Origin of the sequence: Rhizobium sp. NPDC090279, assembly GCF_044769665.1 — a bacterium.
Lineage (GTDB): Bacteria > Pseudomonadota > Alphaproteobacteria > Rhizobiales > Rhizobiaceae > Rhizobium.
In genome coordinates, this window is record NZ_JBIVYI010000014.1 from 39,227 (window position 1) to 60,054 (window position 20,828).

20 protein-coding genes and 1 pseudogene are annotated in these 20,828 nt (G+C 60.7%); 4 read left to right on the plus strand and 17 right to left on the minus strand.

Annotated elements, in window-relative coordinates:
- Positions 1-53 precede the first annotated feature (53 nt).
- Positions 54-1,580, plus strand: a complete 1,527-nt coding sequence (gene istA, locus ACIQWP_RS27970) for an IS21 family transposase (protein WP_402794648.1) — start codon at positions 54-56, stop codon at positions 1,578-1,580.
- Positions 1,570-1,728, plus strand: a pseudogene (locus ACIQWP_RS27975) (ATP-binding protein); the annotation flags it as partial. The gene istA and the pseudogene ACIQWP_RS27975, both read left to right, overlap by 11 nt.
- Here ACIQWP_RS27975 and ACIQWP_RS27980 read toward each other — a convergent pair.
- Positions 1,712-2,170 (minus strand): Arm DNA-binding domain-containing protein, encoded by a 459-nt coding sequence (locus ACIQWP_RS27980; RefSeq protein ID WP_402794650.1) that lies wholly within the window; start codon positions 2,168-2,170, stop codon positions 1,712-1,714. The pseudogene ACIQWP_RS27975 and the gene ACIQWP_RS27980 sit on opposite strands and share 17 nt — an antisense overlap.
- A 330-nt stretch (positions 2,171-2,500) precedes the next feature.
- On the opposite strand from ACIQWP_RS27980, the gene ACIQWP_RS27985 reads away from it, so the two are divergent.
- On the plus strand, positions 2,501-3,985 hold the full coding sequence (locus ACIQWP_RS27985; RefSeq protein WP_402794653.1) for an MFS transporter: 1,485 nt from the start codon (positions 2,501-2,503) through the stop codon (positions 3,983-3,985).
- A 73-nt stretch (positions 3,986-4,058) separates the two neighbouring features.
- Here the strand turns inward: ACIQWP_RS27985 and ACIQWP_RS27990 are convergent, their stop codons facing one another.
- From ACIQWP_RS27990 to ACIQWP_RS28065, 16 genes are all read right to left on the minus strand, one after another.
- The gene (locus ACIQWP_RS27990) at positions 4,059-5,441 is read right to left on the minus strand and encodes a c-type cytochrome (protein WP_402794656.1); all 1,383 of its coding nucleotides are present in this window, start codon (positions 5,439-5,441) and stop codon (positions 4,059-4,061) included.
- 59 nt (positions 5,442-5,500) lie between these two features.
- Positions 5,501-7,141, minus strand: coding sequence for a GMC family oxidoreductase (locus ACIQWP_RS27995; RefSeq protein WP_402794659.1), 1,641 nt, complete (start codon positions 7,139-7,141; stop codon positions 5,501-5,503).
- Positions 7,142-7,288: 147 nt separating this feature from the next.
- Positions 7,289-7,834: a sorbitol dehydrogenase family protein gene (locus ACIQWP_RS28000; protein WP_402794662.1), complete on the minus strand. Its 546-nt coding sequence runs from the start codon at positions 7,832-7,834 to the stop codon at positions 7,289-7,291.
- 123 nt (positions 7,835-7,957) lie between these two features.
- On the minus strand, positions 7,958-9,037 hold the full coding sequence (locus ACIQWP_RS28005) for an ABC transporter ATP-binding protein (protein ID WP_402794664.1): 1,080 nt from the start codon (positions 9,035-9,037) through the stop codon (positions 7,958-7,960).
- Positions 9,034-9,834 (minus strand): ABC transporter permease, encoded by an 801-nt coding sequence (locus ACIQWP_RS28010; RefSeq protein WP_402794666.1) that lies wholly within the window; start codon positions 9,832-9,834, stop codon positions 9,034-9,036. Before ACIQWP_RS28010 ends, ACIQWP_RS28005 begins: the two co-directional genes overlap by 4 nt.
- A gap of 1 nt (position 9,835) precedes the next feature.
- Positions 9,836-10,708, minus strand: a complete 873-nt coding sequence (locus ACIQWP_RS28015) for an ABC transporter permease (RefSeq protein WP_402794668.1) — start codon at positions 10,706-10,708, stop codon at positions 9,836-9,838.
- Between the two features lie 114 nt (positions 10,709-10,822).
- Positions 10,823-11,833 (minus strand): ABC transporter substrate-binding protein, encoded by a 1,011-nt coding sequence (locus tag ACIQWP_RS28020; RefSeq protein WP_402794670.1) that lies wholly within the window; start codon positions 11,831-11,833, stop codon positions 10,823-10,825.
- A gap of 54 nt (positions 11,834-11,887) precedes the next feature.
- Entirely contained in the window at positions 11,888-12,202 is a 315-nt protein-coding gene (locus ACIQWP_RS28025; protein WP_402794672.1) for an NIPSNAP family protein, read from the minus strand.
- A 5-nt stretch (positions 12,203-12,207) separates the two neighbouring features.
- The gene (locus tag ACIQWP_RS28030) at positions 12,208-13,671 is read right to left on the minus strand and encodes an aldehyde dehydrogenase (RefSeq protein WP_402794673.1); all 1,464 of its coding nucleotides are present in this window, start codon (positions 13,669-13,671) and stop codon (positions 12,208-12,210) included.
- A gap of 5 nt (positions 13,672-13,676) precedes the next feature.
- Positions 13,677-14,717, minus strand: coding sequence for an LLM class flavin-dependent oxidoreductase (locus ACIQWP_RS28035; RefSeq protein ID WP_402794676.1), 1,041 nt, complete (start codon positions 14,715-14,717; stop codon positions 13,677-13,679).
- Positions 14,714-15,649 carry a flavin reductase family protein gene (locus ACIQWP_RS28040; protein ID WP_402794679.1) on the minus strand — a complete coding sequence of 312 codons (936 nt, stop codon included), beginning with the start codon at positions 15,647-15,649 and terminating at the stop codon, positions 14,714-14,716. The genes ACIQWP_RS28035 and ACIQWP_RS28040 overlap by 4 nt, the downstream gene beginning before the upstream one ends.
- On the minus strand, positions 15,646-16,488 hold the full coding sequence (locus ACIQWP_RS28045) for an alpha/beta fold hydrolase (protein WP_402794681.1): 843 nt from the start codon (positions 16,486-16,488) through the stop codon (positions 15,646-15,648). The genes ACIQWP_RS28040 and ACIQWP_RS28045 overlap by 4 nt, the downstream gene beginning before the upstream one ends.
- Positions 16,489-16,504: 16 nt before the next feature.
- Complete coding sequence (locus ACIQWP_RS28050; protein WP_402794684.1) at positions 16,505-17,107, minus strand: amino acid synthesis family protein; 603 nt, start codon at positions 17,105-17,107, stop codon at positions 16,505-16,507.
- A 352-nt stretch (positions 17,108-17,459) separates the two neighbouring features.
- On the minus strand, positions 17,460-18,371 hold the full coding sequence (locus tag ACIQWP_RS28055; RefSeq protein WP_402794687.1) for an agmatinase: 912 nt from the start codon (positions 18,369-18,371) through the stop codon (positions 17,460-17,462).
- Between the two features lie 52 nt (positions 18,372-18,423).
- The gene (locus ACIQWP_RS28060; protein ID WP_402794690.1) at positions 18,424-19,119 is read right to left on the minus strand and encodes a GntR family transcriptional regulator; all 696 of its coding nucleotides are present in this window, start codon (positions 19,117-19,119) and stop codon (positions 18,424-18,426) included.
- A gap of 86 nt (positions 19,120-19,205) precedes the next feature.
- Positions 19,206-19,907, minus strand: a complete 702-nt coding sequence (locus ACIQWP_RS28065; RefSeq protein WP_402794693.1) for an ArsR/SmtB family transcription factor — start codon at positions 19,905-19,907, stop codon at positions 19,206-19,208.
- Positions 19,908-20,032: 125 nt separating this feature from the next.
- Here ACIQWP_RS28065 and ACIQWP_RS28070 point away from each other — a divergent pair, with 125 nt between their 5' ends.
- Positions 20,033-20,800: a metallophosphoesterase family protein gene (locus ACIQWP_RS28070; RefSeq protein ID WP_402794696.1), complete on the plus strand. Its 768-nt coding sequence runs from the start codon at positions 20,033-20,035 to the stop codon at positions 20,798-20,800.
- Positions 20,801-20,828: the final 28 nt, after the last annotated feature.

Here is a 20,828-nt window from a genome sequence, read left to right on the forward strand (position 1 = left end):
CATGTTTGAACCGTCCCTCGCATGTTTTCAGCGAGGGCTCTGGAGTGATCGACATGGCATTACTGAGCGTGATCCGACGCTGGCATTTTCGAGGGCATCTATCGATCCGGGAGATTTGCCGCAGGACCGGCCTTTCCCGAAATACTATCCGCAAATACCTGCGTGCCGGCGGCGTGGAGCCGAAGTTCAACGCCCCTGAGCGGCCGAGCAAGCTTGATCCGTTTGCGGATCGGTTGTCGACCTGGCTGAAGACGGAATCCAAGAAGGGCCGCAAGCAGAAGCGGACGATGAAGCAGTTGCACGCCGATCTGGTCAGCCTTGGCTACGAAGGTTCCTACAATCGGGTGGCGGCATTTGCTCGAGAATGGCGGGATGATCGGCAGAGGGAATTGCAGACGACGGGCCGAGGGACATTTGTGCCCTTGGCGTTCGAGCCGGGCGAAGCCTTCCAATTCGACTGGTCAGAAGACTGGGCGGTCATTGGCAATGAGCGCACCAAGCTGCAGGTGGCGCACACGAAGCTGAGCTACAGCCGTGCCTTCATCGTGCGGGCTTACCTCCTGCAGACACATGAGATGCTGTTCGATGCCCATAATCATGCCTTCCGTATCTTCGGTGGCATCCCTGGCCGCGGCATCGACGACAACATGCGCACAGCGATCGACAAGGTGGGCCGAGGCAAGGATCGTGACGTCAACGTGCGCTTCATGGCGATGGCCAGCCATTATGTGTTCGAACCTGAGTTCTGCAACCCAGCATCCGGCTGGGAGAAGGGGCAGGTCGAGAAGAATGTTCAGGATGCGCGTCATCGCTTCTTCCAACCGGTCCCGCGCTTTCCGTCACTGGAAGCACTGAACGACTGGCTTGAGCTGCGGTGCAAGGAGTTCTGGGCGAAAACGCCACATGGTCAGATGCGTGGCGCCATCGTCGACCTCTGGGCTGAGGAAGCGCCAACTCTCATGCCCATTTCCAGGCCTTTCGATGGTTTTGTCGAATACACGAAGCGGGTCACACCAACCTGCCTCGTGCATCTGGAGCGCAACCGCTACAGCGTTCCGGCCTCCTTCGCCAATCGACCGGTGAGCCTTCGGGTTTATCCGGAGCGTGTCGTGGTCACCGCAGAAGGTCTGATTGTCTGTGAGCACCGCCGGGTCATCGATCGTTCTCATGATCGGCCGGGCCAGACCATTTACGACTGGCGGCATTATCTGGCGGTCGTTCAGCGCAAACCCGGCGCTCTTCGCAATGGTGCTCCATTCGTCGAGCTTCCTGATGCATTCCGCACTTTGCAGCAATACCTGCTCAAGAAGCCAGGCGGTGACCGCGAGATGGTCGATATCCTGGCGCTCGTTCTTCAACACGATGAGCAGGCCGTCCTGTCGGCCGTCGACATGGCGCGGAAGTCCGGCGTTCCAACCAAAACGCATGTGCTGAACCTGCTGCATTGCCTCGTCGATGGCAAATCCTTCACACCGCCGACCCTCGACGCGCCTCAGGCGCTGACGCTCACCAATGAGCCCAAGGCCAATGTCGAACGGTACGACACCTTGAGAAAGACGGAGGTTCGCCATGCGTCATAACCCGGCAAGCGGCGCGATCGTCATCATGCTGCGGCAATTGAAGATGCATGGGATGGCCCACGCCGTCGGTGATCTTACTGAGCAAGGATCGCCGGCGTTCGAGGCTGCCATTCCGATCCTGTCCCAGCTTCTCAAGGCGGAAACGGCACGACATGGTTACGAAGCCGCGCCAAAAGGGGGGATTTGGTTGTTGCCTTTATCGGCTTTCCCTGCGCTCGACCACGCCTAATGAAACAACCTTCCTTCTCATACAAATCGATTAGCCCGCTCATCGTAATGTCACGACGCCTGCTCTGAAGAGCTTCGGCCGGATCTGCACCGGCTGCAACACCTCCGAGCTTAGCCTTGGCGACTCGTCTGGCTTGCTCGACTGTAATCGGACCGAAATGCCCTATGGTCAGAACGCGCTGGGTGGCTGATCGACCACCGCCATCCGTTCGATACTTGATGATGAAAGTTTTCACGCCTGTTGGAGAGACGCGTAGACCAAAGCCCGAAAGCTCGCTGTCCCATATATGGTAGCGGTCATGATCTGAACACGCCGAATCGACGACATGCTTGGTCAGAAGCACCGCACTTCGCTTCGCCATGATTTACCTCCAGGACCTAAAACGGGGATACCACCATGATCGGAAATTGGAGGATAATAGTAGCGGCGTTTGCGTTGGTACGTCAACTCAACATATTGATATCGTAGGTCTATTTAGAATACTAGCGTGCGATAGAGAAGCTCAATCCCGCCCCTCCTGCGGACCAAGAGACCGGTCGAAGAGAAAGGTGCAGGCGCCGACGTCCCGCCCGCACCGGCCGCCCATCCCTGATCCGGGTGGGCGGCTCGCCTGCCTGATGAAGGTGGCGCCAAGCCGCCTTCTGCACGGTGAACGAGACAATCGTTTCCAGACCATATACTGAGGTGTCCCATGCAACCCAATCCTTGGCTCGTTCTCGCCGCGGTTATTGCCGCATTCGTTCCGGTCGTCGTGGACATGACGATCCTCCATATCGCCATCCCCTCGCTGACCGTCGCGCTCGGAGCGTCGGGAAACCAGGTCCTTTGGATCATCGACATATATCCGCTCGTGATGGCCGGCCTTCTCGTTCCGATGGGCACGCTTGCCGATCGCATCGGCTATCGCCGGATGCTGTTGCTCGGTCTTGGCATCTTCAACCTCGCTTCGATCGCCGCCGCATTTTCCCCGACGGCGCCGGCGCTGATCGCGGCGCGCGCGGCTCTTGGCATCGGATCGTCGATGATCATGCCCTGCGTGCTCGCGCTTGTCCGGCAGGTGTTCGAGGACGATGCAGAACGGGCAACCGCGCTCGGCATCTGGAGCGTGGTCGGCACGGCGGGCGCTGCAATCGGACCGCTGATCGGCGGCCTGCTTCTGGAACGTTTCTGGTGGGGCTCGGTCTTCCTCGTCAACGTACCGGTCATGGCAATCGTCATCCCGATGGTCTGGGTCTTGGTGCCGTCACTGCCGGGAGATCGCCAGACCGCCTGGAATCCGTGGCAGGCGCTGGTGCTGGTCTCAGGCTTGATCCTGACGGTCTTCGGCATCAAATCCGGGGTCAAGGACGGGCTCCACGCATCATCCGCCGCAGCACTCCTCGGCGGCATCGCCATACTTGCCTGGTTCGGGCGGATGCAGGTTTCTTCCAAGAACCCGATCCTCGACCTGTCATTGCTGAAGAAGCCGGCGATCGCCGTCGGCCTGCTGATGGCGTTCATTGCGAGCGGGTCGCTTGCCGGCTTCGAACTGGTGCTGGCGCAGGAACTCCAGTTCGTTCTTGGCAAGACGCCGCTCGAGGCTGGCATCTTCATGCTGCCGCTGGTCGCCGCCGCCGCCGTTGGCGGTCCGCTCGGAGGCCAGCTGGCGACCCGCTTCGGCCTTCGCGCCGTCGCTTCGCTGTCGATGGCAGCCGCGGCTGCGTCGCTATTTGCAATTTCCTTCACCGATTTCGGAAAACACGATTATCTCGTCGCCTTCCTTCTGGCAGTTCTGGGATTTGCGCTTGGCGTTGGCCTTCTGGCATCCTCGATCGCGATCATGGGAAACGCGCCAAAGGAGAGCGCGGGGGCCGCCGGCGCTCTCGAAAGCACCGGCTACGAACTTGGCGGCGGCCTTGGGGTCACCATGTTCGGCGTTCTGGTAAACTCCATCTACCGGTCCTCCTTTTCAGGACCGGCGGGTACTCCGGATAGCGCGACATATTCAATCGGCGAAGCCATGGCGGCCGCGCGCGACCGCGGCGGCGATATGGGCGGGGCAATCGCAGGCGCGGCCAAGACGGCCTTCCTGCAGGCACACGGCTCCGTCCTGATCCTGGTCGCCGCGATGATCGCCATCCTGGCGCTGGTCGTCTTCATCGCGCTTCGAGGAGTACCCGCCGCCAGTCAGCACTGAAGCGCGACGCGGTCTTCCGGCTGGACTGCTTCCGCGATCACGGCGCGCCCGTGCAGATGGAGCGACAGGACTGTCAAGCCATCCTGCTCCTGGCTCGCCGATGCCGCCAGAAGACGAGCAGCAATATGATCACCAGACCGGCGACGACGGCAGCGGCGATGCCGATGCGCGCCAGAAGCAGGAGTGAAGACGCGGGGCCACCAGCCCGCACTTGAGCAACATCGGCAGGTGTGACCGGCGTGCCCGTCCGGCCATAATTGTCAATCACGTAATTCGCCAGCGTCGCGACCTGGCTGTCGTTGAGAGCATTAATGTCATTGGCCTTGCCGCCGAAGCCGGGCATGAAGGCCTGACCCTTGGGCGTGGTCCGGTTGACGCCGTTGAGGATGGTGGCGATCAGATTGTCGTGATTGGCCGCACCTGTCGCCGAATTGTGGAACAGGCTCGGATAATAGGCATCTTTGCTGCCTTGGCCGAGCGCCTGATGGCAGGAGGCACAATTGCCGTAAAACAGCACGGCGCCGCTCGCCTGCAGGTCCGTATCGGAGCGGATCGGGTTCGCGCCCCGCAAGCTAGCAAGCTCGGAGAAGGGTTTGCCGTAGCCGAACCGCGACTGGTCATCCGACGCATCATGCAGCGGCGCCACGGTTTTGATATAGGTCGCGATCGCCGCTACGTCTTGCTGCGTGAGCTTGGAAAAGCTGTGCTCGACGGCCTCGCCCATACTGCCGGCGGCCTGCGCCTTGCCGGGCAGCGAGCCGGTCGACAAATATTGAGCAAGTTCGTCCTTGCTCCAGCTGCCAATACCGCTGCCGCTGTCGGAGGTGATATTTGGCGCATACCATGGGCCGACTTGCCCGCCTCCCAGATAAGATCCGGACAATTCCTGCATCAGAAAGCCGCGCGGCGTATGGCATGTGCTGCAATGCGCAGGTCCATCGGCAAGATATTTGCCGCGGTTCCATTCGGGCGATTGCGTGGCGTCGGCCTCACTAGCGCCGTTGCCGAGGAAAAGGAGGTTCCACGCCATCATCGAGAGGCGAATATTCATCGGAAACGGCAGGGCGGTGCGCGTCGGCACGGTATCGACGGGTTCGACGCCGTGCTGAAAGTAGGTGTAGAGGTCGTGGATATCCGCGTCCGTCAGCACATTGTACGATGTGTAAGGCATCGCTGGATAGAGGTTGGCGCCATCGCCGCGAACACCGCGCCGCACGGCGCGGGCAAACTGGTCCTCGCTATATTGCCCGATGCCCGCAGTCGTCGAAGGCGTGATATTGGTGGAGAAGATCGTGCCGACCGGAGAGACGATGGCCAGCCCCCCTGCAAACGGCTTGCCGCCTGGCGCCGTGTGGCAGGCGGAGCAATCAGACGCGATGGCGATATAGGCCCCGCGCTTGACCGAGGCTGCCTGCGCATCGTCGCCTGCAGCGAAGGCTGCCGAGCTTGCGGACATCAGACAGATTGCAGCGCCCAGAAACCGGAAGCCAAAGAACCTGAAGAAAGTATCCACGTTCAGCCTCGCTTCAACTGGTCGATGATGGCATCGCTGGCCTTCATGGCCAAGGCCGCCATCGTGATGGTGCTGTTGCCGCATCCTCCCGATGTCATCGCCGCGCCGCCCGGCAAGAAAAGATTGTGATGATCATGCGCGCGACAGTCGACATCGACGACGGAGTCGGTGGGATCGGTGCCCATGATGCAGCTTCCCATCATGTGGTCGCTGTTGGTGAAGGTGGTGGCGATCTCGCTTTCGACGGCACCAAGCTCCGTGATCAGTTTCTTCAGCAGCGGCAGAGTATATTCCTGGTGGCCGCGGCGGACATAGTCGCCGACGTCGTAGTAGATGTTCGGCTTGTTGAGGCCGAGCCAGTCCTTCTTATCCGACAAGGTCAGGCGGTTGTTGGGGTCCGACAGGATCTCGTGCTCGATCGTCAATCGCGCGGTGCAGGCCGAGAGCCTGCGAATCTCGGCGTCCAGCGCTTTGCCGACCAACCCCTTTGCAAGCGCTGCCTGACCGCCGACGGCACTGAGAGCCGCATTTTCGCAGCGAAGCATGGCGCCGGCATGCTGGCTACGGAAATCGCCCTGCCCCGTCATCATGATGCTGCTGCCCTGCACAGGGCCGACGCCCGTCCACATGGGTTCCGCAAGCAAGAGCTGCGCGGTGATCTTGGGCTGATCCATCAGATTGCGTCCGACCTGATCCGAATGGTTGGCAACGCCATTGGGGTTGCGTTCGTCCCTGGACATCAGAAGCAGTTTCGGCGTCTCTATGGCGTTGCAGGCAATGACGAAAAGCCTGCCGACAACCCTTTGCGTTTCCTTGTTGGGATTGAAGAAATGCACCGCCTGGATGTTTTGCTTCGCATCCGTCTCCACGCGGTAGACGACGGCATTCGCAAGAATCCTGCCACCTTTTGATTCGATCCGTGGCAGGGCCGATGCCGCATCGTATTTCGCAGAGATCGGACAGACCGGGAAGCAGTTGTTGTTGCCGCAACAGGGTGGCCGGCCATCGTAGGAAACGCCGCTGTTGCGAGCTTGAGGGGCCGGAAGATTGGTGATGCCGACCCGTGCAGCAGCCTCGGTAAAACGCTGCTCACCCTGGCCGAAAGGAATACGGCCCATCGGATAGGGCTTGGAGCGCGGCAATGGCGGCCATTGCAGCTCAACCTCGGACGGACCGCAGACCCCCAGCGCATATTCGGCTCGGGTATAATAGGGTTCCAGCGTGTTGTAATCGAACGCCCAATCGCGGCCGACGCCGTAGAGGCTCTTCAGCCGCATATCATCGGGATGCAGGCGCCAACAGATGCCCGCCCAATGCCACGTCGCACCGCCGGCATAGCGCACATAACCCTGACGGTATGCCCGCCCGTTTGGCCCTTGCAGTTGCAGGTAGTCGGTCGTGGCGTCTACCAACTCTGATTCAATATGCGGTGCCCAAGGCTTGGCCGGATAGGGCGCATTCCAATTCTGTTTGAACCGAGGCGGCACGTTGCGATAGTTTTCAACGATCTGCCAGCGCTCCACGCGAGGGCCTGCTTCCAGCATGAGCACAGACAAGCCCGCGTCCAGCGCCTGCTCGGCGACAATGCAGCCGATGACGCCTGTCCCGACGACGATAACATCGGCACTGTAGTCGTTTGCCATCCTATCGATCCCAAATATCCAAAGACTGAGGTAGGCACGTCAAAACCCGCTACAAACCGGCCTTCCCTTGAAAAAACCCTCTCAAGGGCCTTGCTCGATTTGCTGGAAGCCGCCAGCGACGCGTATTCGCGCGCTGGGCGGCTCTCGTCAGAATGTCGGCATATTGCCGAGAGGTGGGGCCTCCGCATTCCATCCGTTCGGAGCGGATATCGCGTAGGTTGGGATTGTCATGACGTCATGGGTCGGCTGGTACATAAGCGCCGTCTCGAAGGCGAAGACTTCTGCGGTGCTGGAATTATCGACGACACCGGTATACCAGGCCGAAATAATGGCGAGAGCCGTATCCTTGAGGCTCCCCTCCGGAATATCGGCAAAGAAGTCCTCGACGATCCTGGCGTTCTTTTTCTTCGCAATTTCAATAATCGCGCCGATATCCTGCGCAAGCGTCGGATGTATCCGCAGCATGGCACCGGCCATGCGTGCGCCGACCTCGGCATCCAGATGATGATCAATGAGGAGAGACGACACTTCCATGAAGTTCGTCGAGACTTCCGGCGCGACCGCACCTAAAGTTTGCGCTGAAACCTCCGGAGGCAGCAACGCGCCTCCCACGAACAAAGCCCCACCCACCAGCAGTTTCCGGCGCGTGAGACTGAACTCCTCGGGACAGTCATCGCGAGACGGGTGAGCCATGTCCATCAACATTCCTCGTCAACCATTTCCGTTATTTTTTAACGCAGGCGCACGTTGGGAATACTAGGGAAATTTATGCACGGCTCACATTAGAGTCAATCTACCAGATTTATGTGACACACTTCAGCAGAAGACATGGGCGGCGTCCGGATCGAACTCCAGATGCACATTATCGCCGCGGCTGAGGCCCGAGATTGCCTCGTGGCCAAAGGGCAGTCGCACGGAGAGCGTTTCGCCGGCGGCGATCCGGGTCGTCACATGCACATTGTTGCCGAGGAAGGTGATATCGTTGACGGTGGCGCTGAGGCTCCTGCTTGCGCCCGCCTGGCGCCCGAGCCGGATGCGCTCCGGCCGCAGCATCAAAGCCGCCTTGCTGCCCGATGTCGGCCGGCCATGAACCGGGATGCTGTCGAAGACGGTCTTGTCGCCGAGCGAGATCGTCGCCTGGCCGTCATTCGAGGACAGCAGTTGACAGGATATGAAATCGCTGTCGCCGATGAACTCGGCAACGAAGCGGGTTTTGGGATTTGCATATAGCTCCGGCCCCGTGCCGATCTGGTCGATGACGCCCTTGGAGAAGACGGCGATACGATCGGACAAACGCAGCGCCTCCTCCTGATCATGGGTCACGTAAAGGATCGTTACCTCAGTCTGCTGGTGGATACGCCTGATCTCGTGCTGGATCTCCTCGCGCAGCTTCTTGTCGAGCGCCGACAAAGGCTCGTCCATGAGCAGCACCGGCGGATCATACGCAAGGGCTCGTGCAAGCGCCACGCGCTGCTGCTGGCCGCCCGACATCTGTGCGGGCTTGCGATCCTCGAAGCCCTCGAGCCGGACGAGACGCAGCATTTCCCTGACACGGCTATCGACCTCGGCCTTGGACTTGCGCCGCACCTTCAGCGGAAAGGCGATATTCTCGCCCACAGTCAGATGCGGAAACAGCGTATAGCGCTGGAACACCATGCCGATATTGCGCTTGTGCGAGGGCGTCGACAGCAACGTCTCGCCATTCAGCAGGATATCCCCTTTGGTCGGGTTCTCGAAGCCGGCGAGGATATAGAGCGTGGTGCTCTTGCCCGATCCGGAGGGGCCGAGAAAGGTCAGAAACTCGCCGCGCCTGACCTCGAGATTGACGTCGTGGACGGCAACGACGGGGCCGTATTCCTTGCGGATGCCTTTGATCTTCAGGAAGGATTCGCTCATGATTTCAGAACCTTGCGTACGATCGCGGCCAGCGTCATCAACATGACCGTCAACAGAATGAGAAGTGTGGAGGCGGCAGCGACGACGGGCGTGAGATCCTGCCTGAGCGTCGTCCAGACCTTGACCGGCAGTGTCTGCAATGTCGGGCTCGCCATGAAGATCGCCACGACCACCTCGTCCCACGATGTCAGGAACGAGAAGACGGCGGCGGAGAAGAGCCCGTGGCTGATGGCCGGCAGCGTCACCCTGATCTTCGCCTCGAGCGGGGAGGCGCCACAGAGCACGGCTGCATCCTCGATGGACTTGTCGAAGCCTTCAAGCGCGCTGGAAATGGACAGGATGGAAAAAGGCAGCGCCAGGACAAGATGCGAGAGCACGAAACCGATCAAGGTGCCGCCAAGCCCTACGCGCAGGAAGAAGGCATAAAGCGCTACCGCAAAGACGACGACCGGAAGGATCATCGGCGTCAAAAACAATGCCTTCAACGCATCGCGAAACAGGAATTTTCCCCGCACGAGACCGAAGGACGTCACCAGGCCAAGCAGCACCGAAAGCACCGTGACGATCGCCGCGATCTTGAAGCTCGTCCAGGCGGAGGCGAGCCATTGCGGATCGGAAAGCAGCTCGGCATACCAACGCCAGGTCCAGCCCGGCGGCGGAAAGATCAGCCATTGCGACGAGCCGAACGACAAGGCCGCAATGAAGAGGATCGGCATTAGGAGGAAAGCCGCCGTCAGGACCGTGATGGCGAGCAGCACATATTTCCACCAGCCGAGGCGGTCGAAATTCAACAACATCTCAGCGCCCTCCCGTGTTCTGCACGCCGAAGAGCCGCAGCTGGACGGCATAGAGTGTGAGCGTGACGACGAGCAGGACGAAGGCGGCCGCTCCGCCCATGCCCCAGTTGACCAGGGATTGCACGAATTGCGCGATGAGCTCGGCCAGCATCATGTTTGCCGTGCCGCCAAGCAGCGAGGGCGTGACGTAATAGCCGAGCGACATGACGAACACCATCAGGGCGCCGGCCATCATGCCAGGAGCGGCAAGCGGCAGCAGTACCCGGGTCAGGCATTGCCAGCGGCTGGCACCGCAGAGTGCTGCCGCCTGCAGCACGGCCGGGTCGATCTTCCTGATGACGCCGTAGAGCGGCAGGACGATGAAGGGCAGCATGATATAGGTCATGCCGATCGTTACGCCTGTGAGGTTGTTGACGAGCGCGAGCGGCTTGTCGATCAATCCGGCGCCGATCAGCATCTTGTTGATCAATCCCGTGCGCTGCAAGAGCACCATCCAGGCATAGGTTCGCGCCAGCAGATTGGTCCACATCGATAGAAGCAGGATCGCAAAGATCACGGAGGCCCATCGCGACGGCATGATCGCCAGCGTCCAGGCGACGGGAAAGCCGATCAAAAGCGATATGACGGTGACGAGGCCCGATACGATGAAGGTGTTGACGAAGATCTTCAGATAGGTTTCGGACCCCAGCAGTTCGGCATAATTGCCAAGGCCGAATGCCGGCTCCATCACGCTGCGTAAAAGCAGCGCGATCACCGGAAGGACAAAGAAGATCGTCACGAAGGCGAGAGCGGGCGCCACCTGTGCAAATCCCGTGGGCCTTGCCGCCTTGCGCACCGATACAGCCTCTTCCGCAATGTCCATATATGTCGACATGGCAATTCCTTCCCGCCAGGGGCGCCGACAGGCAGCCTTGGCTGCAGCGACGCCCGGATCTCGCATTGCCCCGCCGCGGACCTCGATCCGCGACGGCCTAGTTGTCTTAGGAGCTTACTTTGCCTGCCAGGCGTACCATCTCTTGCCGATGGCATCCCGGTTTGCAGCCCAATAGCTCATATCGGCGTTCACTTGGCTCGCCGTCTGCTGGTCCGGCAGGGTCTTGGCCGTCTCCGGGTCCATCAATTTCGCCGAGTCGATATTGATCGGCGCATATCCGGTCGCCTTCGCCATGTCTGCCTGCGCCTGTGCCGAGGTCGCCAGCGCGATGAACTTCATCGCCGTTTCCATGTTCGGGGCACCCTTGGGAATGATAAGGGAATCCGCTGCCGTGATGTTCTGGCTCCAGGACGTCTCCGTCTTGACGCCGCTGTTGGCAAGCGCGGTCATGCGGCCGTTCCAGAGACTGCCGAAGGGCGCCTCGGCCGATGCCAGAAGCTGCTGGGACTGCGCGCCGCTCGACCACCAGACGATATCGGATTTGATCGTATCGAGCTTCTTGAACGCACGGTCGAGATCGAGCGGATAGAGCTTGTCGGCGGGAACGCCGTCGGCGAGCAGTGCGGCTTCGATGACGCCCGGTGCGGACCATTTGTAGAAGGTGCGCTTGCCGGGGAATTTCTTCGTGTCGAACAGATCTGCCCAGGTCTTCGGGCACGCACTGACGGCATCGGCATTGCAGCCGATGACGAAGGAATAATAAAAGCTGCCCACCGAGTAGTCGCTGACGAAACGCGGATCGAGCTTGGACTTGTCGATGACGGAGAAGTCAAGCTTTTCAAGCAGGCCGTCCTTGCCAGCCTGCGCGGCATAGTCGCCCTCGACGTCGACGACGTCCCAGCTGACCTGGCCGGCTTCGACCATCGCCTTCAGCTTGCCGTAGTCCGTGGGGCCGTCCTGCATGACGCCGATATTGGTCTTTGCCGTGAACTGGTTGGCCCAGGCGACCTTCTGCGCATCCTGCGTCGTTCCTCCCCAGCTCGTAAAGACCATGGTGTCGGCCCTGGCGGGCATGGATGCGGCCATCATTGCGGCAAAGGCCGCGAGTGCAATTCTTGCTTTCATGTTCCCTTGTCCTTGTTTTTCAGTCTTTGAGGCATGCCTTATGCGGCCGCCCGTTCATCCCAGCGGGGAAAAACCGGCGGGCTTCATAATCTTGTTTTCCGCGACTTCGATCAGATCGCGAATCCTCGGCAGGAAGGCCTGCCATGCGGGGTCGGCCGCCAGTCGCCCGCGCCGCGCTTCGCGGTCGTCGAGGCTCGCATAGGCCCAGATATGCACGATCTCGTTGATCGTTCCGATTTCAGAGAAGAAGTAGCCGACGAGGTTGCCGAGATGCGCCTTCTGGATCGCAATCCCTTCCTCTTCCACGACTTTCAGATATTGGGGGATCGTGCCGTTCTTCAGCCTGTAGGTGCGGATCTCGTAAAACATCGGCCTTACCTCATGACGAAGGGATCGGGGATCGGATCATCCGACGTGCGTAGCCAGATTGTCTTGGTACGGGTGTAATCGAGCGCCGCTGCCAACCCGCCTTCCCTGCCGTGGCCGGAAAGTCCGAAGCCGCCGAAGGGCGCAATCGGCGATACCGCGCGATAGGTGTTGACCCAGACGACGCCGGCGCGGATGCCCTTCATCAGGCGATGGGCGCGCGTGAGGTTTTGGGTGAAGACACCGGATGCCAGTCCGTAGCGCGTGTCGTTAGCAAGGCGCAGGGCTTCCGCTTCCGTCTGGAAAGAGACGACGGACAGGACGGGACCGAAGAATTCCTCGGCGAGCGACGGCGAGTTGACGCCATCGCAATCAAGGATCGTCGGCGGGAAATAATAGCCGGCGCCATCGGGCCTTTGCCCGCCAGTGACGAGCCGGGCGCCGCTCCCGATGGATTTCTCGACGAGAGCGACCACATGATCCTGCTGGCGTTTGGTGGCAAGCGGGCCGACCTCGGTTGCCATGTCGAGGGGCGAGCCAATGCGGATTGCCTCGGCCTTGCGCTTGAGGATCGACACAAATGCGTCCTTGACGCTGCGCTCGACGATCAGGCGGGAACCTGCGACGCAGCTTTGGCCGGTCGCTGCAAAAATGCCGGCAACCTGCGCATTGGCGGCACTTTCGAGATCGGCATCGGCAAAGACGATGAAGGGCGATTTGCCGCCCAGTTCCAGCGATGTCGACGCAAGGTTCTCGGCCGAATTGCGGATGACATGACGCGCCGTCTCCGGTCCGCCGGTGAAGGCGATATGCGCGACCTTGGGATGGCGTCCCAACGCTGCGCCGCAAGACGGGCCGAAACCGGTGATGATGTTGATGACGCCAGCCGGGAAACCCGCCTCGTGGACCAGCCGCGCGAATTCCAGGAGCGGTGCAGGACCGTCTTCCGATGCCTTGACGACCATGGTGCAACCTGCCGCGAGCGCAGGGCCGATTTTGACGGCGGAGAGAAAGAGCTGGCTGTTCCACGGCACGACCATGGCGACGACGCCGATCGGCTCCCGGCGCAGCCAGACATCCATGTCAGGCTTGTCGATCGGCAGGTAGGAGCCTTCGATCTTGTCGGCGATGCCGGCATAGTAGCGATAATAGTCGGCGACATAGGCGATCTGCGCAGAAGTTTCGCGAATGATCTTGCCGGTGTCGCGCGTCTCGAGTTCAGCGAGCTTCTGCGCATTGGCCGCAACCAGATCGGCAAGCTTGTAGAGAAGCTTGCCGCGCTGCGTCGCCGTCATCTTCGCCCACGGACCTTCATAGAGGGCCATCTCGGCGGCATTGACAGCACGATCGACATCGGCCTCGCGCGCTTCCGGCATCTCCGCCCAGACGTCGCCGGTCGCGGGATCGATGCTCTGGAAGCGGGCCTCCCCGTCCAGAAACTCACCGTCGATATAGGACTGGAAGCGCTGCATGACATTTACTCCGCAAATGCCGGCATGACCTCGGCGATGAAGCGCTCGAGCGAGGCTTTCTTGCGCTCGAACGACATGCCGGTGTCGATCCAGAAGGAATATTCGTCGTAGCCCATCGCCTGATAGGCCTTCAGTCGGGCGATCACTGTGGATGCATCACCGACGACATTGTTGCTGCGCATGACCGCATCGGACAGCATGCCGTTGGCTAGAATCTCTTCTTCAGGAATGCGCTCGATCAGGCCCTGATGGACCGGCTTCTCGTTCTTGAACCAGGCGAAGAAGTAATTGTAGTAGACGCTGAGCTCATGGGCAGCCCGGGCGATGTCATCCTCGGACGAACCGACATAGGTATGGCGCAGGAGCATGATCTTCGGTCTGTTGATATCAGGGTTCTTGACGCAGGCATCGTTGAACCGGCCCATCAGCGCCTCGACCTCGTCATCCCCCTGCCAGAGCGGCGTCACCTGGACATTGCAGCCATTGGCAACGGCAAATTCATGCGAATTCGGGTCGCGCGCTGCAACCCAGATCGGCGGGTTCGGCTGCTGCAGCGGCTTTGGCGCCGAAGTGGTCGCGGGGAATTTGAAGAACTCGCCTTCATGAGCGTAATCCCCTTGCCAAACGCCTTTGACGGCGGGGATCAACTCGCGCATGCGCTGACCCGCGCCCCAGGCATCAAGACCCGGCAGCAACCGTTCATATTCGAAGGAATAGGCGCCGCGGGCGATGCCGATATCGAGCCTGCCATCGCAGATGATGTCGGCCATGGCTGCTTCGCCGGCAAGCTTGATCGGATGCCAGAATGGCGCGATCACCGTTCCCGTGCCGAGCCTTGCCCGCGATGTCCGCCGCGCCAGATCGGCGATCGTCACGAAGGGATTGGGCGCGATGGTGAAGTCCATTCCGTGATGCTCGCCCGTCCAGATCGCGTGCATGCCGCCCTTGTCGGCGATCTCGCACAGCGCGACGAACTCGTCATAGAGGCTCTTATGCGTCTGGCTCGCATCGAGGCGCTCCATGTGGACGAAGAGGGAGAATTTCATGCTTGCACCGCCTTCCCGGAAACTGGCCGCACCATGCCGGAGGTCTCGTCACCAAAATAGACCCCGAAATTGCCGATCTGGCTTTCCATTGCGAAGCGGGCGACGATATCGGCCGTCGAACTCGTCTTGAAGTGCGCAGCCTTCAATGCGTCAGGCTTCAGGAACCTACCCTCACGCGGCTCGCCTTGCGAGGCGAAGGCGCGATAGACGATGTGATGCTTGCCGTCGCTCTTGCCTTCATAGACCGAATAGAGAAAGCCGACCGTGACCGAAAGACCGGTCAGCGCAGTCAGATACTGGTTAAGAATGTCGGCGGGGCTACCCTCCCTGCCCTCGCAATTGGGAAGAGCCAGAACATCATGCCCGAGCAGCAGGATTTCGCCATCGCGCTCGACGACCGCACCCAGTTCGATATCGCCTTCCGCAGCGGCAGAAACCGCCTTGCTCGCCAGGATCGGTGTGAAATAGCCGCCGCGGGCATAGCCGAGACCGTTGCGGCCGCTATTGTCGAACGAGACGATGCGTCCCATCAAGACGACATGGTCGCCGGCTTCGATCACCTCTTGCATTACGCATTCGAACCAGGCGGCGACATCGGCAAGGATCGGACAGCCATCCGCGCCTGAATTCCATTCGACGGCGGCAAACCTGTCTTCCACGGGTCGCGCAAAGGTGTTGGAGACGGCCTTCTGCGTCTCCGACAGCACATTGATCGCAAAGTGGTTGGCGCTCGTCATGGCGGCGAAATTGCGCGAGGTCTTTGCGAGGCAGACAAGAAGGAGCGGCGGATCGAGCGACACTGACGTGAAGGAATTTGCCGTAAAGCCAAGCGGCAGGCCCGCCTGATCGCGTGCGGTGACGACCGTGACACCGGTCGGAAATGCACCGAAGGCGTCGCGCAGCGCCCTTGAGTCGAAGTCTTGCGTCGTCATCTCGCGTCCTCCCCGCATGAAAGCCACTCGGCGAGCAGCTCGTTGACGATATCGGGCGCCGTCAGGTTCACCATATGGCGGTGCCCCTCGACGATCTTCGCCCAGCCTTTGGGTGCGGCAGCGGCCATCTGTTCGGCCATCAGCGGCGTCGAATTCGGATCATCGGAACCCGTCAGAAACAGGGCAGGCGCACCGACATCGGGCCAGCGATCGGCATAGGTCTCGTCACCGCCGGCGAAAGCGGCATAGGCCGTGGCATAACCCTGCGGATCGACAAGGCTCAGCCAGTAGCGGGTCAGCTCCCGCGCGACCGCACTTTGAGCATCGTCGCCAAACCAGCGCAGCAGCGGGCCTTCCTTGTCGACGCCAACGAGCGATATTGCAGCGGCACGCGCCAGCACGGCCGCCGTGGCTTCGGCATCGCGACGATAGACACCGTTGAGATAGGCGACCCGCTTGATCCGTTTGCCGAACGTGGCAGCCGCCCCTCCGGCAACGAGCGCGCCCATCGAATGGCCGGCAACATTGACCTCATGGAGCGCCATCTCATCGAGGAAACCGCCGAACCAGCCGACGAAGGCTTCCAGCTTGCTGCCTGCAGGCAATCCAGCGCTTTCGCCATGTCCCGGCATATCGACGGCAATGACCCGATGACTCTTTGAAAAACCCGCGATCTGCGGAGACCAGGCTTCGAGCCGCATGCCGACGCCATGAATGAGAACTAGCGGCGCCCCCTCGCCCACTTCATGATAGGCGGTCCCGCTCGCCGTATGCTTACGGAACAGACCTTCCGTCTTCAGATCGGCCTTGTCGTGGTCCATGGTTTCCATCGTCGGCATCCCCGGGCGCCGATCCTTACACGCCGGCCGGATTGGAGACATCCTGTCCCAGATCCTTGAGATCCTGGTAACGATCGCCGATCCGATGATGCGGCCGTCCGCCCACAGAGGCGCCAAGCGCCACGACGATCTCGTCGGCGGCAGGCGCATCGGGGACCGACGTCTGGATCGTCAGATAATGTGAACGGCGGCCTTCATCATTCTTATCCATAAGCGGGATCATGATCGGCGCATTGGCGGGACCACGCGTGTTGCAGAAGGCGAGATAAGATTTGGCGCCGACGGCGTGGCGATAATGATTGCCGAACCGCAGGGTGTGGATCAGCGCGGATGCGTGTTCGATCTCGCCATCGAGACCGACGACTGCCGATTTGCCATAGGCCTCGACTGCCTCGCCCGATCCGACCGCATCGATGATCATCTTGGTGAGCAATTCGCCGAGAACAGGCGCGGCGGTATGAATCTCGGGCTTCAGATCCGCGACAAAGCCGCGGCCGGCCCAGGGGTTTTTGACGATCGCGCATGCCGAGAAGAGCTTCAACGGCACGGCCGCCTCCTTGCCCCCTTCAACAAGCGTCGTTTCGATCTGCAGGACGGTTTTTCGGATTTGAAGGCTCATGGCTCGCTCTCATCTAAGATTATATATGATGGTATGCCATAATACCGTACTGTCAAGCGTCTTTGAGCGACTGGACTGAAAAACTGCCGCACACCAGAAATTCTCAATTATAACAATATCTTACCGGCAGACAACGTGAAGCGCCCGCGAAAGCGATGCTTGTTCGTCGGATATCTTCAGCTGTCGATGTTCCGCTTTGTATTAGTTATTATGGTATACCGTCACATCGAAGGCATGACGGAGTCAACCCGCGTCGCCAGCCAAACGGCAATTTGATGAGGACGATGTCCATCGGCCTCGTCCGGCGTCATGCAGGTCGGCGTGCCATCACGGCGAAGGAAATCGGCCGACTTTATCCCTGGCGAACGATGGCGCCTATCGCGTTGACGATGATACGCGCCGCAGTCATGGCCGACAGGCCGTCGATATCGGCGGGAGGATAAAGTTCCACCAGATCGAAGCCTGCTATGTCAGCGCGCCTGCCAAGGCCGGCGATCAGGTCGATGACCTGCATATAGGTCAGCCCGCCGGGTGTCCGCGCCGCGACGCCAGGCATGATGCCGGGATCGATGCTGTCGCAATCCAGGGTGACGACGACCCGGGCTCCCTCCGGAATATGTCGAAGAGCAGCCTCGACGCCTTGTGCGTGAATATCGCAAGCCGTCACGAAGCGACTGCCATAGCGCTGCGCTGCCTCGACGTCCGAAGGACGCGCGCTGCCGACACTGCGCAGACCGACTTGCACCATTCCGGCAACATGCGGCATCTCGCTTGCCCGGCGCATCGGGCTTGAATAGCCGTGGCGCTCGCCATGCAGTTCGTCACGCCAGTCGATATGGGCATCGATCTGCAAAATCCAGACCGGTCCGTGGTCCGCAAAGCCGGCGATGAACGGCATCGTGACGGAACAATCCCCGCCAAGCAGGATCGGCACGGCCGACAACGCCAGCACCTCGCGCGTCCTCGCCTCGATCCGGTCTCGGTTGCCGGCATTGTCATGCATGACGGTCTCGATGTTTCCGGCATCGACACAGCAGGCCGGCTTGCCGTCGAACAGCGGGCCGCCGAGATCGAAATCCCAATGCTCGACAAGCGCGGCATCCCCCTGGCTGGCGGCCCGGATCGCACCGGCCGACAAGGCATAGCCGCTACTGTCCTTGCCGGGATAGGTACTGCCGTGCGCGGCCGCGAAGATCACCACACGCGGCAGGCAACCATCGTCAAGGCGATCCGGAAAACCGAGAAAGGAAGGAGAGGCAGTCATTTTCAATGGCCCTGGAGACGGTTTCGCAGAGAGTCGCGTCGGGATGCGGAAATCAATCGATCGGCTGTCGCCCGGAAAGCACGGCCTGGGCGATGGCGCTCGCGCTGGTGACATGATCCATCGCCGCCTGATAGGCACCCTCGCCGTCACCGCGCCGGATGGCATCGACGATACGAGCCATCTGCGCTGGACCCTGGACATCGCGATTTTGCGTCTTAATCGTCATGGAGCGCAGATGATTGATGCGCACGGTCAGAAGGTTGACGACACCCCAGGCCACATGGCGGTCGACCATGCTGAACAGCGTCTGATAGAAGGACGATGTGTGGGCGAGCACGCCGGCCATGTCCTTCTCGCGATAGCTGTGCTTTATATCTTCCAGCGACTTGTCGAGGGCATCGGCGATCGCGGGATTGTTCTGCTCGGCGCAAAGCCGCGCCGCCATCCCTTCGAGCGCCGCACGGATCTCGTAGATCTGCTTGGCCTCGTCATGATTGAGCTGCGCGACGATCGGCCCCTTGTTCGGAAGGTTGGCGACGAGACCTTCAGATTCGAGGTGGCGCAGCACCTCGCGTACGATGGTGCGGCTGACGCCGAGCTGGGCGCAGAGATCACGCTCGACCAGCCGGTCGCCGGGGCGGAAATAGCCGTTGATGATTGCCTCTCGCACCTTGTCGAGGGCGAGCTCACGCAGCGTCTTGGCCGGACGCTCCACGCGAATTGCGGCGCTGTGCGCATCATCATTCATTTCCGCACCCTCGATCTTCGGATACCATAATATGGCCTACCAAGATCATCCATTGTCGGAATGAAGTCAATGCGGCAGAGCGAAGCTCAGAGCAAGGCCTGCTCCTGGATGCCGAGATGGTCCTTCAGCATCTTCCAGCCTTTCGGCGTGACGTCAACGGCGCGGGACGAAGGTGACCGCCTTATGCAGCCCTCGGCAAAGAGGAGGTTGGTAAAATGAACGCCGAGCGGTCCGGCAAGATGATGTTGCCGTTCCGTCCAGTCCAGGCACTGCCTGGCAAGCCCATAGCGCGTCGGTCTGATCCCGGCCGTGTTCACACCCATACGGCCGAACCACTCGGCGCCGGCCGGCGTCAGTTCGAACCGTTTCTGTTCGGCGGCGACGAGGAAGCCCTTCTCCAGCATCCCATGGGTTACGGCAATTCCGACGCGGCCGGCCAGATGATCATAACAGCAGCGAGCAAACCGGAGCTTGTGCGCTTCACGGGTCAGCGGCTTTCGTCGCACCGGCTCCGCCGGGCCGATCGAGGCAAGCGTCTCGAGGGCAAGCGCGACATGGGGGCCGGCGAGACGAAAGTAGCGGTGCCGACCTTCGGTTTCGACCGCCAGCAGACCACCGGTCAGAAGCTTTCCCAGATGCGAACTCGCCGTCTGCGCCGTCACGCCGGCGGCATAGGCAAGTTCACCCGCCGGCCGCGCCCGACCGTCAAGCAGCGCCGACAGCATGGCGACGCGCGCGGGATCTGCGATCAGAAAGGCGACGGCGGCAATATTTGGCTGTGGCATCATGTTCCGGCCTCCTTATATCCAGCATGATAGCACCGAAATAGTTCGCATGTTTCGACACACATCGAAACATCGGGCCGATTGCCGCCTTAAACTGGAATTGCACGCAATTGCCATGGAACCCGGTTATGACGAACACAACACTTGCTTTCCTCACCGACGCTCACCTCGGCCAGGCACTGGTTGCCAAAAGCGAAATCGCCGGCGACAAGATGGGCTACGAGGAAACACCGCGAGAGCACGAGCATCACCTGCGCGTGGTCCTCGACGACATCGCCCGCAAGGGCATCTCCAAGATCGTCTTTGGCGGCGATATCGGCACGGCGCCGTCGGTCGGCCGCTTCTTTGAACTTCTGCGCGACTATGCCTTCGAGATGTCGCTTATCCTCGGCAACCACGATACCTATGGCAATGTCGCGCAGTATTGCGATCCGGGTGAAAATATCGTCGACGGCAAGCTATGCTTCTCACAGCATGACCCGCATCTGAAACGGATCTTTCTCGATACGTCCGACAACATCCTTGGCGACAGCCAGCGCAAATGGCTCGCGCGCGAACTCGAGGGTGTGAAGAAGGCGGCAATCTTTCTGCATCACCCGATCCTGCCGATCGACACGCCCGTGGATCGAACCGGTGCCGCCCTGCGCGACCGGGACGATGTCAGGTCGCTTCTGATCGCCACCGGTTGCGAGATATCGGTGTTCTGCGGCCACTACCACATGCTCGACGAGGCCCGGGAGGCAAACATTCGGCAGCATGTCACGCCGGCGGTCTCCTACCAGATCATCAAGCAAACCGAGCGGCTTGAGGCCGATACCAAGACATTCGGCTATCGCATTCTGGAGATAGAGGATGCGGAGATCCAAACGCAGGTCGTCTTGTTTACGACGGCCTAGCCCGCGTAGCTACCTTGCGACAGCATGG